The sequence below is a fragment of the Pseudomonas sp. GP01-A4 genome, from assembly GCF_058780865.1.
Genome location: NZ_JBYSWF010000047.1, coordinates 21,774 through 36,082 on the forward strand (window position 1 = coordinate 21,774; position 14,309 = coordinate 36,082).

Annotated in this window: 14 protein-coding genes; 5 read left to right on the forward strand and 9 right to left on the reverse strand. The window is 62.1% G+C overall.

The genetic code is table 11. The features are described from left to right. Position 1: 1 nt before the first annotated feature. Complete coding sequence (locus AC3WKX_RS23340; protein WP_003216993.1) at positions 2-1,078, reverse strand: ABC transporter substrate-binding protein; 1,077 nt, start codon at positions 1,076-1,078, stop codon at positions 2-4. Positions 1,079-1,480: 402 nt separating this feature from the next. Here AC3WKX_RS23340 and AC3WKX_RS23345 point away from each other — a divergent pair, with 402 nt between their 5' ends. Together AC3WKX_RS23345 and AC3WKX_RS23350 are read left to right on the forward strand one after the other, a co-directional pair. Then, the gene (locus AC3WKX_RS23345) at positions 1,481-2,557 is read left to right on the forward strand and encodes a sigma-54 interaction domain-containing protein (protein WP_003216996.1); all 1,077 of its coding nucleotides are present in this window, start codon (positions 1,481-1,483) and stop codon (positions 2,555-2,557) included. 48 nt (positions 2,558-2,605) lie between these two features. After that, positions 2,606-3,217: an LbetaH domain-containing protein gene (locus tag AC3WKX_RS23350; RefSeq protein WP_102605253.1), complete on the forward strand. Its 612-nt coding sequence runs from the start codon at positions 2,606-2,608 to the stop codon at positions 3,215-3,217. A gap of 533 nt (positions 3,218-3,750) precedes the next feature. Here AC3WKX_RS23350 and lra1 read toward each other — a convergent pair. The 8 genes from lra1 to AC3WKX_RS23390 all read right to left on the reverse strand — a co-directional run bounded on the left by lra1 (position 3,751) and on the right by AC3WKX_RS23390 (position 11,670). After that, complete coding sequence (gene lra1, locus AC3WKX_RS23355) at positions 3,751-4,521, reverse strand: L-rhamnose 1-dehydrogenase Lra1 (RefSeq protein ID WP_008431301.1); 771 nt, start codon at positions 4,519-4,521, stop codon at positions 3,751-3,753. Between the two features lie 26 nt (positions 4,522-4,547). Next, the gene (rhaT, locus tag AC3WKX_RS23360; protein ID WP_102605252.1) at positions 4,548-5,606 is read right to left on the reverse strand and encodes an L-rhamnose/proton symporter RhaT; all 1,059 of its coding nucleotides are present in this window, start codon (positions 5,604-5,606) and stop codon (positions 4,548-4,550) included. A gap of 40 nt (positions 5,607-5,646) precedes the next feature. Then, the gene (rhaM, locus tag AC3WKX_RS23365) at positions 5,647-5,967 is read right to left on the reverse strand and encodes an L-rhamnose mutarotase (protein WP_102605251.1); all 321 of its coding nucleotides are present in this window, start codon (positions 5,965-5,967) and stop codon (positions 5,647-5,649) included. Next, positions 5,967-6,848, reverse strand: coding sequence for an amidohydrolase family protein (locus AC3WKX_RS23370; RefSeq protein ID WP_087693854.1), 882 nt, complete (start codon positions 6,846-6,848; stop codon positions 5,967-5,969). The genes rhaM and AC3WKX_RS23370 overlap by 1 nt, the downstream gene beginning before the upstream one ends. Positions 6,849-6,918: 70 nt before the next feature. After that, on the reverse strand, positions 6,919-8,352 hold the full coding sequence (aldA, locus tag AC3WKX_RS23375) for an aldehyde dehydrogenase (protein WP_102605250.1): 1,434 nt from the start codon (positions 8,350-8,352) through the stop codon (positions 6,919-6,921). 10 nt (positions 8,353-8,362) lie between these two features. Then, complete coding sequence (locus tag AC3WKX_RS23380) at positions 8,363-9,163, reverse strand: HpcH/HpaI aldolase family protein (protein ID WP_102605249.1); 801 nt, start codon at positions 9,161-9,163, stop codon at positions 8,363-8,365. A gap of 11 nt (positions 9,164-9,174) precedes the next feature. Beyond that, positions 9,175-10,359 carry an L-rhamnonate dehydratase gene (rhmD, locus tag AC3WKX_RS23385; protein ID WP_102605248.1) on the reverse strand — a complete coding sequence of 395 codons (1,185 nt, stop codon included), beginning with the start codon at positions 10,357-10,359 and terminating at the stop codon, positions 9,175-9,177. Positions 10,360-10,374: 15 nt separating this feature from the next. Then, the gene (locus AC3WKX_RS23390) at positions 10,375-11,670 is read right to left on the reverse strand and encodes an MFS transporter (RefSeq protein WP_102605247.1); all 1,296 of its coding nucleotides are present in this window, start codon (positions 11,668-11,670) and stop codon (positions 10,375-10,377) included. A gap of 117 nt (positions 11,671-11,787) precedes the next feature. On the opposite strand from AC3WKX_RS23390, the gene AC3WKX_RS23395 reads away from it, so the two are divergent. The 3 genes from AC3WKX_RS23395 to AC3WKX_RS23405 all read left to right on the forward strand — a co-directional run bounded on the left by AC3WKX_RS23395 (position 11,788) and on the right by AC3WKX_RS23405 (position 14,272). Continuing rightward, positions 11,788-12,729, forward strand: coding sequence for a LysR family transcriptional regulator (locus tag AC3WKX_RS23395; protein ID WP_087693849.1), 942 nt, complete (start codon positions 11,788-11,790; stop codon positions 12,727-12,729). A gap of 92 nt (positions 12,730-12,821) precedes the next feature. Beyond that, positions 12,822-13,340, forward strand: a complete 519-nt coding sequence (locus AC3WKX_RS23400; protein ID WP_102605246.1) for a sigma-70 family RNA polymerase sigma factor — start codon at positions 12,822-12,824, stop codon at positions 13,338-13,340. After that, positions 13,337-14,272: a FecR domain-containing protein gene (locus tag AC3WKX_RS23405; protein ID WP_102605245.1), complete on the forward strand. Its 936-nt coding sequence runs from the start codon at positions 13,337-13,339 to the stop codon at positions 14,270-14,272. The genes AC3WKX_RS23400 and AC3WKX_RS23405 overlap by 4 nt, the downstream gene beginning before the upstream one ends. The last annotated feature ends 37 nt before the right edge of the window (positions 14,273-14,309 follow it).

Below are 14,309 nucleotides of genomic sequence, written 5' to 3' on the forward strand. Positions count from 1 at the left end.
ATTACGGATTGGTGCTGACCTGGCCACGCAGGGCCGGCCAGTAGTCGGTGAGTTTCAGGTCGATCAGGGCCTGGTTGGTAAAGCCGGTGGCCAGTGACGGGCCGATGTCGTAGGTGTCGCGAATCAGGTGATTGGCCAGGGCGTAGGTGGTGAGGGCCTGGTAATGAGCCTTGAGTTGCTGGTCGCTTTTTGGCGCCCAGCGATCCTTCCAGGCCACCGGGTCGTTCTGGTCGTCGCGACGCAGCACGCTCTCGGCGGTGCCGGCGCGGGATGACAGTTGGTAATAGGCGTCCTGGTTCTGTGGCTGGGAAATCCACCACGCAGCTTTCACCCAGGCGGTGGCGAGCAATTGGGTGATATCCGGGTGCTGCTGTACGAAGGTCTCGGTGCCCCACAGGTCGGACACCAGCCGCCAGTCGTTGCTGCCTTGCTTGGTCGACCAGATGATCTTGCCCACGCCTTTGTCTTCCAGGGCATAGGCCTCGCTGAGCAACACTGCTGCGTCGACCTTGCCGGCAGACACAGCCGCGGCGCCGACTTGCGGGTTGAGGTTGGCAATCTTGAAATCGTCGAGCTTCAGGCCCTTGCTGGCCAGGAAGTTGCTGAAGGCGAACTCCCATGGCCGACCGCGATGCAGCGCCAGGCGCTTGCCCTTGAGGTCTTCGATGGTGTTCGCGGCGGAGCCTTCCGGTACCACCAGGTAAATATTGTTGCCGCTGCCACCGGGCACGATCAGCTTGCCTGGTACGCCACCGGCGCCGGCAATTACCGAGGGCAGGTCACCGCGTACGGCGAAGTCCAGGCTGTTGTTGCTGAAGCCTTCGTTGATCTGCGGCCCGGCGCCGGCATGGGGCAGGGCGATCCACTCCAGCTTGACCCCGCGCTCACGCAGTTGCGCTTCGAGCCAGCCGTCTTCGATGACGCGCCCGGCGATGCCGCCGAACACCGGTTTGCCGCCCTGGGTGTAGGCGACGATCGCGATCTTCACCGACGCCGGTGGCGCCTGTTCGGCCAGCACGCCGGTGCTGACCAGCACAGCGAACATGGTGGCGATGCTGTTGCGCCAGAATCTTTTCATTGGGATCTCCCTGCTAAGTGATCGCGACCCCCTGTAGGAGCCGGCTTGTCGGCGAAAGCGTCCGTTTAGTCGGTGCAAGGCTTTAGGGCCTCTTCGCTGGCAAGCCAGCTCCTACAGGGCAGGTGGCGTTGAGAGGGAGAGAGCAGATTGCATGCCATCAGCCGAAAAACGCGCTGCACGCCTTGTAGAACGTGGCTTTGCGGGTTTTCGAAGAACTGCCTGGCAACGGCTTGGTGTTGATCTGCACACACGCAGGTGCTGGCTGATTGCTGCTCCAGCAGCAGGCGAGGTGCGATGTGTTGGTATATTCGTTTTGGGAATATATAAATATTAATTAATAATTAAATGGTATAGAAAACTTCATGCACTATTGACACGCGCTTTTACTGCCAGGAATGCACCATGTCGCTGATCACCCATCCCAATGCCCGTGAATTGACCAAGTCGGTGCGCGCCACCGTGCTGGTCTTCAAGGACCCGCGCTCACAGGAATTGCTGGCGCGTATCGAGCGCCTGGCCCCCAGTGAGGCCAACACCTTGATCATCGGCGAGACCGGCACCGGCAAGGAATTGGTCGCGCGGCATATCCATCACCTGAGCCGTCGCGGGCGTGAACCGTTTGTGGCGGTGAACTGCGGCGCCTTCGCCGAAACCCTGGTGGAAAGTGAGTTGTTCGGCCACGAGAAAGGCGCATTCACCGGCGCCACCACCCACAAGGCCGGCTGGTTCGAAGCGGCCAACGGCGGCACGCTGTTTCTGGATGAGATCGGCGATTTGCCGTTGAACATGCAGGTCAAATTATTGCGGGTGTTGCAGGAGCGAGAAGTGGTGCGCCTGGGCTCGCGCACACCGATTCCGATCAACGTACGGCTGGTGGCGGCCACCAACGTCAACCTCGCCGACGCGGTGGTGGCGGGGCATTTTCGTGAGGATTTGTTCTACCGCCTGCACGTCGCCACCATCCGCCTGCCGCCCCTGCGGGAACGGCCCGGCGACATCCTGCCGCTGGCGGAATTTTTTCTTGAAGAGCACTGCCAGCGCCTCGGCTACAACCGCGCGTCACTGAGCATCGATGCCGAGCGCAAGCTGCTGGAACACAGCTGGCCGGGGAATATTCGCGAGCTGGAAAACGCCATTCACCATGCGTTGCTGGTGTGCCGCAATCAACTGGTGCAGCCGCCGGATTTGCACCTGGTGGACATGCGTTCTTCCGGCATTCGCCAGGACGAGGCGAACCAGGCCGCGCCTGCGATCACTGGGCCGGTGAGCCTGGAGGCGGCGCTCACTGCGTTGTTCGAACAGAACATTCCGGACCTCTACGAGCACATCGAAGAGACGATCTTTCGCGCGGCCTATCGCTATTGCCATGGCAACCAGTTGCAGACCGGGCGCCTGCTGAATATCAGCCGCAACATCGTGCGGGCGCGGCTGGAGAAGATCGGCGAGTTGGGCAAACCGGTGCTGCTCGACGGGCAGTGACGGGGGTGTTAGCGTTTCGGGCTTCTCTGATCTGTAGAGGGCTCGACGTTGATTCGACTGACCGATTACATCGCTGATTTTTCCCGTTCGCCGCTGGCACCCTGGGTGGATCTTGCGCCGTGGGAGTTGGTGACCCAGGCGCCGGAAATCGTTCGCAAATTGCTGGCGGGGCTTTCTGATGATGACTATGAGATTCATGACGAGATTGCCGTGCACCGTACTGCGGTCGTGGAGGCGGGCGCTGTTTTGAAAGCGCCGCTGATCATCGGCGCACACTGTTTTATCGCTGCCGGTGCCTACCTTCGCGGCGGTTGCTGGATGGATGAATATTGCATCTTCGGACCGGGTGCCGAGCTCAAGACGTCCTTTGTCTTCAGCGGCAGCAAGTTGGCGCATTTCAACTTTGTCGGTGATTCGGTATTGGGCCGCGGGGTTAACCTGGAAGCCGGCAGTATCGTGGCCAACTACCGGAACGAGCGTGACGACAAGGAAGTGCAGGTGCGCATTGACGGGCAGTTGCAGCGCACCGGCTGTGACAAGTTTGGCGCGCTGCTTGGGGATCAGTCGCGGGTTGGAGCCAATGGTGTGTTGGCACCGGGAGCGGTGCTTGCGGCGGGTAGTGTGGTTAGGCGTGGGGAGGTTTTCGATTGTGAGGGGTAGGGGGTTTTTAGTGTACATATCCGTTAGTTGAGTAACGGCTGCTTATGGTTTCGCTCTTACAGCGACTCGCTTTGGAAAAGCCGGAATGCCGGCCCAGCCCAAAGTAAGCACAGGGCTCTGCCCCGCCTGTCGGCGCCTCGCTGTGGCTCGGGCTTATTGGGGCAGTCAGAGCCAGATCAAAATCAAAAGCAAGAGCACAGCGGCCTACAGGCCGGTTTGAGTGGTAGAAGCCAGAGCAAGATCAAGGGCGCACACGGTCCAAATGTGGGAGCGGGCTTGCTCGCGAATGCAGTCTGTCAGTTGATGCATTGGGTGACGGACACACCGCATTCGCGAGCAAGCCCGCTCCCACATTTTTTGACCGTGCTCGCTTTAGATTTTGATTTTGCTCTTCAACACTCAAGTCGGCTTTCAGGCCGCTGTGCTCTTGATCTGTTTTTGATCTTGATCTTAGGCGCCCCGTTAAACCACGCTGGCCGAACGCAGGTAGCACGGGGCAGGGACGCCCCGTCGCGGCGGCCCGCTTCCCAACGCTACTGCAAGTTGACAAACAATCCCCCGTCTACCAACAGCGAAGCTCCGGTCACATACCGCGCCATGTCCGAGGCGAGGAACACGATGGGCCCCGCGACGTCGTCGGGTTCACCCAGGCGCCCCAACGGCGTGCGCGAAGTCATGTACGCCAGCTTCTCCTCGTCGGCCAAGTCTTCCTTGTTGATATCGGTGGCAATCGTCCCCGGCAACACCGAATTACAGCGAATACCATACGGCCCCAACGCAATCGCACAGGACTGCATCAACGAGTGCAGCCCGGCCTTGGTCGGCGTGTAGTGCGTCTGCATCCCGCCACCCACCAGCGCACTGATGGAACTGACGGCGATGATCGCGCCGCCCTTGCCCTGGTTTTTCATCTGGTTTGCCGCCGCTTGCACGGCGAAGTAGGCGCCGTTGAGGTTGGTGTTGACCGTCTTCAGGTACACCTCACGCGGCATGTCGAGAAACGAGTGGAACGGACAGATCCCGGCGTTGTTGACGAACACATCCACACTGCCGAATGCCTTGAGCGCGCCGGCCACCAGTTTGTCGCCGGTGTCCGGATCAGCCGCATCGCCGCCCACCTCCACTGCTTGGCCGCCGAACGCCTTGATTTCCTCGATCAACGAAAACGCCGCTTCAGTGCCTTGGCCGCTACCACTGTGGCCGATGACCACACGGGCACCCTGGCGTGCACATTCCCTGGCGGCGGCGCGGCCGATTCCACGGGAGGCGCCAGTAATAATCACGGTTTTGTCTGCAAGTAACATAAGTGAACTCCTGAAAAAAAGCGGCCTCAGCCGAGATAGTTGCCGTAACCGACCATGGCAATGGCACCGAGAATCACCGCGATACCCGCGGCCAATACGCCTTTGTTGGTGGCGCTGGTGCCCTGCCATTCGCGGAAATACAGGCCCCAGCAGTTGGACACGATGATGATGAAAGACATGTGCAACACCCACGAACTGGCGTCGTTCTGCAGGCGGCTTTCGCCCATGCCGTAGAAGAAAAACTGCAGGAACCACAGGGTGCCGGCACACGCCACCAACAGGTAGTTGCCAAGCAGCGGAGTGCTGCGGTCGGTGTAGTTGTGGAACGTGCGGTTGCGCCAGTTCAGCCACAGGCACCAGAGGCCGTTGGTGGTCAGGCCACCCCACATGATCACCATGAAGGTCACGTTGTTCTGGAACAGGCTGTTGGCGCCATGCTCGACAGCCGCGGCAGCCAGTGGGCGCCCGGCTGAAATACCGTAGCTGAAGCACGCGCTCAGCACCCCGGAGATCACCGCAACCAGCATGCCCTTGGCCACCGAGAACTCGCTGATGCTGGCGAATTTCACCGCTTCCGGCACTTCTCGTTCCTTGATCAGCCCGGCCTTGCCGCACACGGCGATGCCCACCAGCGATACCGCCACGCCCCACAGCACCCAATGCCCGCCCTGGGAGGCGAGCATTGAGGTCAGGGTGCCTTCGGTGGCGTCGGTGAACAGGTCGCGATACAGCGCCGGCATCAAGGCGCCAAGGGCCGAGGTCAGGCCCAGTACCAGCGACATGCCCAGGGACAGCCCGAGGTAGCGCATGGTCAGGCCGAAGGTCAGCCCGCCGATGCCCCAGAGCACGCCGAACAGGTAGGTCCAGAGCAAGGTGCTGCTGTCGGCCTGGCGCAGGATGTCGGCCCAGCCGGGCACGGTCAGTTGCGCGGCAATCAGCGGCACGATCAGCCATGACACCAGGCCGCCGGTGATCCAGTAGCTTTCCCAGGCCCAGCCGCGGACTTTCTTGTAGGGGATGTAGAAGCTGCCGGAGGCGAAGCCGCCGATGAAGTGCAGAATCACACCGAAGAGAATGATTTCCACGTAGTCGAATCCTTTTTTATTGTTGTGGTAGCGCGCTGTTTCAGCCTGGGGTAAGGCTGAACATCGGGATTAAATCCACGCTGACGGGCGAGGCGTCCGGCTGGCTGGGCATGATGTCTTGCATGTACTGCCACCACCGTTGCATCAGCTCGGTGCCCGGCAGTGCGTCGAGCCCGTGCCGCTCTTCGTGGGTCATCACGGCGAACAAGGCGTTGCTGGCCTCGTCGAGGAAGATCCGGTAGTCCACCACGCCGGCATCACGCAGGGCCTGGGCCAGTTCGGGCCAGATCTCATCGTGGCGTCGACGGTACTCGGCGTGCTGACCGGGGTTGAGGTTCATGCGAAAGGCTCGGGTCTGCATTACTTGCCTCCGTGGGGTGGCGTAGGACTGTAGATGCGCACCGCGTTGTGCAGGAAGAACTTGCCCTGTACGTCCTCGGGTTTGCCCGCCATGCAGGCTTTCACCAGGCCCAGGGTGGTGGCGAAACTGGCCAGGTGATCGCTGTTGGGCCAGTCGCTGCCGAAGAAGCAACGGTCTTCGCCAAAGGCTTCCCACAGCACGGCCAGGCGGTCGTTGTAGAACGCCGGGTCAAGGATCAGACCCTGCGGGCCGACCTGGGGGATTTCCGCCAGTTTGGCAAATACATTCGGCCGCTCTGCCAGGCGCATCAGGTCGGCGTGATACGCGGATTCTTCGCCGGCGGGCACGCTGGCATTGGGCAGGTGATCGACGATGATGCGCAGCTCGGGCAAGGCATCGCTCAAATGCAGCAGCCCTTTGATCAAGCGCGGATTGGGGTTGGCGCTGTCCAGGCCACGCCCGTATTCGGCGAGGCGGCGCAGGCCTTCGATAAAGCCGGGGCGCTTCTGGTCGTCTGGCAAATCGCGGTCCCACAGGTTGCCGTAGCGCAAACCGAGGAACAGCGGTTCATGGGCCAAGGCATCGAGGTCTGCCGCAAAGTCGCCGTGCAGCGGGTCAAGGTTGCCGACGAAACCGAGCATGCGCAGGTCGCTGCGCAGGGTCTCCAGCAACCAGCGGTTGTCGTCGCGCCACGGGCTGGCTTCCACGGCAATCGCGCCGATCACGTTATGTTCGCCTGCCAGCGGCCAATAATCCGCCGGCAAATGTGCGGCATACAGCGCGTTTCCCGGCTCGGGCCAGGGAATACCCTGGGGGCGGCGCGGGTCGAACAGGTGCAAATGGCTGTCGATGATCGGCCCGCTGTAAGGGGTAAGGGGCATAGCGCAATCCTTCGGAACAATGGATGGGGAAGGGCCCGCACGCTACCGCGCCAAGGCCCGTTGCACCACTTCAGCTCTGCAAGTACACCGCATGGGTGTGGGTGTACTCGTACAGGCCGTGCTTGCCATCGGCGCCGCCGATCCCGGATTTACGCACGCCGGCATGAAAGCCTTGCATCGCCTCGAAGTTCTCGCGGTTGACGTAGGTCTCGCCGAACGACAATTCGCGCACCGCCTGCATCGCCTTGCCCAGGTCGCGGGTGTAGATCGAAGAGGTCAGGCCGTAGTCGCAGTCGTTGGCCATGGCGATGGCTTCATCCAGGTCGTCGACAATCTGGATCGGCAGCACCGGGCCAAAAATTTCTTCGCGCATGATTTCCATGTCGGCGTGGCAACCGGCCAATACCGTCGGCTGGAAGTGAAAGCCCTGGCCCAGGTCGGCGATCTGTCCACCGGTGACCAGCGATGCACCCTGGCTCAAGGCGGTGCGTACCTTGCGATTGACGCTGTCCAGGCCTTGGCGGTTGATCAGCGGGCCCATCTCCACATCGGCCTGGGCGATGGGGTCGCCGTAGCGGGTGGCAGCCATCGCGGCGCTGATGCGCTCGATGAACTGGTCAGCCACCTTGCGCTCCACGTACACCCGTTCGGCGCAGTTGCACACCTGGCCGCTGTTGATGATCCTTGAGTCGCGAATGGCGTTTATCGCGAGGTCCAGGTCGGCATCGGCGAGGACGATGGCAGGCGCCTTGCCGCCCAGCTCCAGGTTGAGCTTGGTGATATTCGGCGCCGCAGCAGCCATGATCCGCGAGCCGGTGGCGACGCTGCCGGTGAAGCTGATCATGTCCACGCCCTTATGGGCGGTGAGGGCGCCACCGACGCGGCCATCGCCGCAGACCACATTGAATACCCCGGCCGGCAGGTCGGTCTCGGCCACCAGTTTGGCGAACTCGAAGCAGTTGTTCGGCGTTTCTTCGCTGGGTTTGATCACGATGGTGTTGCCGGTGAGCAACGCCGGGGCCATCTTGCGGGCGATCAAAAAGAACGGGAAGTTCCACGGCAGGATGCCGGCCACCACACCCAGGGGTTTGCGGAACAGGAAGATATTTTCATTGGGGCGGTCGCTGGTGATGATCTCGCCTTCAATGCGGCGCGCCCACTCGGCCATGTAGTCGAGGTAGTCGGCGGTGAAGTTGACTTCCACTTCCGCCAGGCCGCTGACTTTGCCTTGCTCCAGGGTGATGGTGCGCGCCAGGTGGGCGACGTTTTCCCGCAGCTTGGCGGCGATGCGGCGCAAGTGCCCGGCACGTTCGATCGCCGGTTTGCGCGCCCAGTCTTTTTGCGCATGACGTGCGGCAGCCAGGGCTTGGTCGATGTCTTCGGAGGTGGACGCCGGGACCTTCGACAACAGGGCGCCGGTGGCCGGGTTCAATACATCCAGGTGCGCATCGCTGGAGGTAAAGCGGCCGTTGATGAAGTTCTGGTAGACCGGTACGGATGACATGCTTGGCTCCTCAGTAAGTACGTGACGGTGCTTTGGCGTCGGCGGCGGGGCGATAGCGGGCCAGGGTCGACATGGCACCCTGGCGCAGCAAGCTGATGTCGATGGCCACCGCAATGAACTGGCAGCCCCAGGCTTGATAGCGGCGGGCGTCGTCTTCGTTGGGCGCGAGAATGCCGCAGGCCTTGCCGGCCGCCAGCGTGGCATTGACCGCGTACTGGATGCGCTCCTGTACCTCGGGGTGCCCAGGATTGCCGGGGTGACCGAGGCCGATGGACAGGTCGGCGGGGCCGATAAACACCGCGTCCACGCCTTCCACCGCCGCAATCGCCGCGACGTTTTCAACGCCCAGGCGCGACTCCACCTGCACGATCAGGCACAGCTGTTCATGGGCGGTGTTGAGGTAATCCGACACGCCGTCCCAGCGGGTGGCGCGGGTCAAGCCGCCACCAACGCCACGAATACCGTGGGGCGGATAACGCATCGCACGCACCAGGGCCTTGGCTTGCTCGGCGGTTTCGACCATCGGGATCATCAGCGTCTGGGCGCCGACGTCCAGCAGTTGCTTGATCAGGTTGGCGTCGCTGCTTACCGCGCGTACCACCGGGGCGGTGGTGTAGGGAGCCACGGCCTGGAGCTGGTTGAGCACGCTGGGCACGGTGTTGGGGGCGTGTTCGCCGTCAATCAGCATCCAGTCATAACCGGTGCTGGCGACGATCTCGGCGGCATAGGCGGTGGCGAAGCCGGCCCAGATCCCGTATTGCGCGGCGTCTTTACGCAGCGCGGCCTTGAAAGCGTTGTGGGGCATGTTCATGGCAGGAGTCCTCAGCGGTTGTACGGGCGATGCAATTGGCAATCGGGGTTGAGGTCCACGCCAAACCCGGGTTTGTCGAGCACCGACAGGCGCATGCGGCCATTCACCGGCACGGGTTCACCGAGCAGTTGCGGGTGGAACATCGGCACCACTTCGTCTGCCTTGGGCGCCATCATCAGGAACTCGGCGAACGGGCTGTTATGGCGGGTCGCAACAAAGTGGTAGCTGTAGACCGACGAGCCGTGGGGCACCACCAACGCATTGTGGGCATCGGCCAAGGCGGAGATTTTCACCAGCTCGGTGAGGCCGCCGCACCAGCCCACATCTGGCTGGATAATGTCGCAGCACCCCATCTCCAACAGCATGCGAAAGCCCCAGCGGGTGGCTTCGTGTTCGCCGGTGGTAACCAACATGCCTTTGGGCACGTTGTTGCGCAGCGCGGCATAGCCCCAGTAGTCGTCGGGCGACAGCGCTTCTTCGATCCATTTCAGGCCGTATTCATGGGCGCCGGTTGCCAGTTTGGTGGCGTAGTTCAGGTCCAGGCTCATCCAGCAGTCGAGCATCAGCCAGAAGTCCGGGCCGACCCGTTCGCGCATGGTTGCCAGTTCCTCGAGGTTTTTGCGCAGGCCTTCTTCGCCTTCCGATGGGCTGTAGTGCAAGGGCATCTTGCCGCCGATAAAGCCCATCTTCTGTGCGAGGTCCGGGCGGGCGCCGGTGGCGTAGAACTGCAATTCGTCACGCACCGCGCCGCCGAGCAACTGGTGCACCGGCTCCTGGCGGATTTTGCCGAGCAGGTCCCACAGCGCCAGGTCGACACCGGAGATCGTGTTGATCACCAGGCCCTTGCGGCCGTAGTACAGGGTGGACTGGTACATCTGGTCCCAGATTTTTTCGATATCGGTGACGCGGGCGCCTTCCAGGAAGCGCGCCAGGTGCTTCTCGACGATATAGGCGGCGGGCTCGCCACCGGTGGTCACGGCGAACCCGACGGTGCCGTCGCTGGCCTCGATTTCCACTACGAGCGTGCCGAGTACGTTGATCCCGAAACTGCGGCGACTCTGGCGGTACTCGGGGTATTTGCTCATGGGGGTGCTGATGTGATCGTCGATCCAGTGGCCGTCTGCCTGGTCGTGGTAGTCCGCGCCGCCGCCGCGCAGCACAAAGGCGCGCACGTGCTTGATTGTGAGATTGCCCATGGTGTGACTCCTTGATTAAACAGTGGCCGGCGTGTTCGTCGCTTTATGGCCTGGGGAATGGATACCGAGTACCAGCAAGGCTGCGACTACAGTGGTGGCGGACAGCAGGTAAAGGCCGGCCGCAGGGGAGTGAAAGGCGGTTTCTGCCCAGTTCTTCAGCACCGGGGCGATAAAACCGCCGAGGGCGCCGAAGGAGTTGATCAGGGCGATGCTGGCGGCCGCTGCGCTGCCGGCCAGGTAGCTGGACGGGAAGGTCCAGAACACCGGTTGCACGGCGATAAAGCCCGAGGCGGCAAAGCACAGGGCGAGCATGCCCAGCAGCGGGTTGGCAAAGGTCACCGAGCAGGCGATCCCGGCGGCGGCCATCAACAGGGTCAGGGACGCGGCTTTGCGGCGTTCACCGGTGCGGTCGGAGTAGCCGGGAATCCACCACGCGGCGAACAGCGCGCAGACCCAGGGAATCGCCGAGACCAGGCCCACCATCAAGCCGACCCTGGTCCCCAGCAGCCCACCGACCTGGGTTGGCAAGTAGAACACCACGCCGTAAACGCTGGCCTGGATCAGTAGGTACACCAGGCACAGGTACAGCACGCTGGGCTGGCACAGCACAGTGAGCAGGCTACGGCCGTGAGAGGTTTTGTGCTGGTCTTCGCGGTCGAGCAGGTCCTGGATCTGGCGGCGCTCTGCAACGCTCAGCCATTTGGCATCGGCGGGGCGGTTGTCCAGGTACCAGTAGGCCCAGATGCCAACCGCGGTGGCCATCAGGCCTTCCACCGCGAACAGCCATTGCCAGCCGTGCAGCCCAGAGAACCCGTCCAGCTCCAACAACAGGCCCGAGAGCGGGCTGCCGAAGATGAAGGCCAGGGGCGCGCCAAAGTAAAAGAAACCCATGGCCTTGCCGCGCACGGCAGAGGGGAACCAGTAGGTGAGGTAGAGAATCACCCCGGGGAAAAATCCGGCTTCGGCCACGCCCAGCAGGAAGCGCAACAGGTAGAAGCTGGTTTCGTTATGGGCAAACATCATGGCGGCGGACACCAGGCCCCAACTGACCATGATCCGGCACATCCACAGGCGGGCACCGACGCGATGCATGATCAGGTTGCTCGGCACTTCCAGCAGCGCATAGCCGACAAAAAACACCCCGGCGCCAAAGGCGAAGGCGGCATCACTGAGGCCGGTGTCGGCCTGGAAGGCTTGCTTGGCGAACCCGACGTTGGCGCGGTCGAGGAAGGCCATGATGTACATCAACAGCAGAAAGGGCAGCAGCCGCCAGGAAATCTTGGCGAGCAAGGACGCAGGCAGGGTCTTCATTGTTCAGTCCAGTTGTTTTGTTCTTATGGGAAGGACTGTACGGCGCTCCATCTATACGCTACAAATCGAATCTCGCTTACAACTGATAACCTCAGGGTATCGATAACAAGGAAAAAAATGAGTAGTCCCGCAATCTCCCGCAGCCTGTTCAACCGACTGCGCTACAAGCATCTGCATATGCTGGTGGCCTTGAGTTCCAGCCAGAACCTGCACCGTGCGTCCCAAAGCCTGAACATGTCGCAGCCGGCGGCGACGCGCATGTTGCGCGAGATCGAGGATATGTTTGCCTGTGACCTGTTCGAGCGCCTGCCCCGGGGCATGCGCCCGACGGCACTGGGCAAGGAATTGATCCGCTTTGCCGAGTCGGCGCTGAGTGGCCTCGACCGCTGCGCCGAGGAACTGATGATGCGCCAGCAGGGCGGCTACGGGTATTTGTCGATCGGCACCATCATGGGCGCGGCGCCGGACCTTGTGATGGACTCCATTGCGCAGATCAAAACCCTCAACCCGCAGATGCGCATTCGCATCATGGGCGATACCAGCGACCAGGTGATCCAGTTGCTGGAGCAAGGCCGCATCGACCTGGCCATCGCCCGGCGCAACGCCGCCACCGACAGTGAGCATTACACCTTTGAGCCCCTGGGCAACGAACGCATGCTGGTGGTGGTGCACGCCGGCCACCCCCTGGCCCAGCGCGAGCATCTGCCGCTGGCGGAACTGGTCAGTGACTGGCCGTGGATCCTGCAACCGCAAACCAGCCCGGCGCGCATTGGTTTTGATGAAGCATTGCAACACCTGGCCTTGCCGCAGCCGGCGGACATTATCGAGTGCAGTTCGGTGTATTCCATGCAGCAACTGATTCAACTCACCGACGCGATCATGGTGCTCTCGGAAAGCGCCCTGCGGGATTACTTGAAAATGGGCCTCGTGGTGGCCTTGCCGGTGGTGCTGGAGGTGCAACTGGCACCGTTCGGGATGCTGCTGCGCAAGGGCGACCCGGTGAGCCGCGAGTTGGGGTTGTTTATCGACATGCTCAGGCAAAAGGCCGCAATGCTTTAAACATCGTGTGCAAAAGAACGTGGTATGCCGGCGGGTTATTAAATAGAATGAATCTCATTTGAGACTGACTCGCGCCGCGCAGGTTACTTGCCATGAATGATGCTGTAGTGCCGAGGCACCTCGCTGAACCCAGCCTTCACACGTTGTATCGCGACCACCGCAGCTGGCTCGAAAGCTGGCTGCGGCGCCGCTTGGGCAACGCCTGGGATGCGGCCGACCTGAGCCAGGACACGTTCCTGCGGGTGCTGGCCAGCGCGCAGCCGATTGCGCAATTGCAGGAGCCCCGGGCCTATCTGGTGACGGTGGGCAAGCGCTTGCTGGTGAATTTTCACCAGCGGCGCAGTCTGGAACAGGCGTATCTCAATGCGTTGATGCAGTTGCCGGAGGCTTGCGTGCCGTCGCCGGAGCAACGCTGGTTGCTGCTGGAAACCCTGCAAGCCCTGGATGAATTGCTCGACGGTTTGCCGGCGGTAGTGCGCCGCGCGTTTCTTTGGAGCCAGCTGGAAGGACTCGGCTATCGGGAGATTGCCGAGCGGCTCAAGGTGTCCGAGCGTACGGTCAAGCGCTACATGGCCCAGGCTTACGAGCATTGCCTGCTGGTGGAACTGTGAGCCGTACTGCGCCGGATCTCGCCCGGGCGGCGGCGCAATGGCTGGCGTTGCTGGAGTCCGGCAGCGCCACCGAACGAGATCACGCCCGCCTGCAGCAGTGGCGTGACAGCCATCCCCAGCATGAGCAGATCTGGCAAAAAGCCCAATCGCTGCGCCAACGGTTTACCGACTTGCCGCCAGCGTTGGCCATGGCCAGCCTTGATCGTCCGCAACCGGGACGGCGTGCAGTACTCAAGCGTGCCTTGGGCGTCGCCGCGTTGTTGCCAACCGCGTGGTTGCTCAGCCGGCAATTGCCTATCGACGTGTGGCGCGCCGACCTGCACACCGCCACTGGCGAACGCAAGCGAGTGCCGCTGTTGGATGGCAGCAGCCTGCAACTGAATACCGCGAGCGCGGTGGACGTGGATACGGCCCGGCGCCGTGTGACGCTGGTGGAAGGGGAAATGGCGTTGACGGTGCCGGGGGCTGGTGCGCTGACGGTGCAGACGCGTTATGGCCAGGTGATCGTCAGCCAGGCTGAAGTGTGTGTGCGGCAGTTGTCTTCCGGGTGTTTGGTGTCGGTGTTGAAGGGCGCGGTGCAGGTGCAGGACCTGCGTGGGCAAGTGGCGACATTGCAGGGGGGGCAGCAGACGCGGTTGCAGGCGTCGGGGATGGGCGCTGCGGTGGGGTTTGATGCGTTGCAATTGGGTTGGCGCGACGGTGTGCTGACTGCGCAGAACCAGCTCTTGGGTGATTTTTTGCGGGAGCTGGAGCGGTATCGGTCAGGGGTGATGCGTTGGGACTCGAGCCTGGAAACGCTGCGGGTGACCGGGAGTTTTCAGTTGGCCGATACCGATCGAATTCTTGTGTTGCTGGCGTCGACGATGGCGCTGGATGTGCAGTTTCGTACGCGGTATTGGGTGACGTTGACGCCACGTAAATCGGCTGCTTGATGCGATCCTTGTGGGAGCGGGCTTGCTCGCGAAGAAC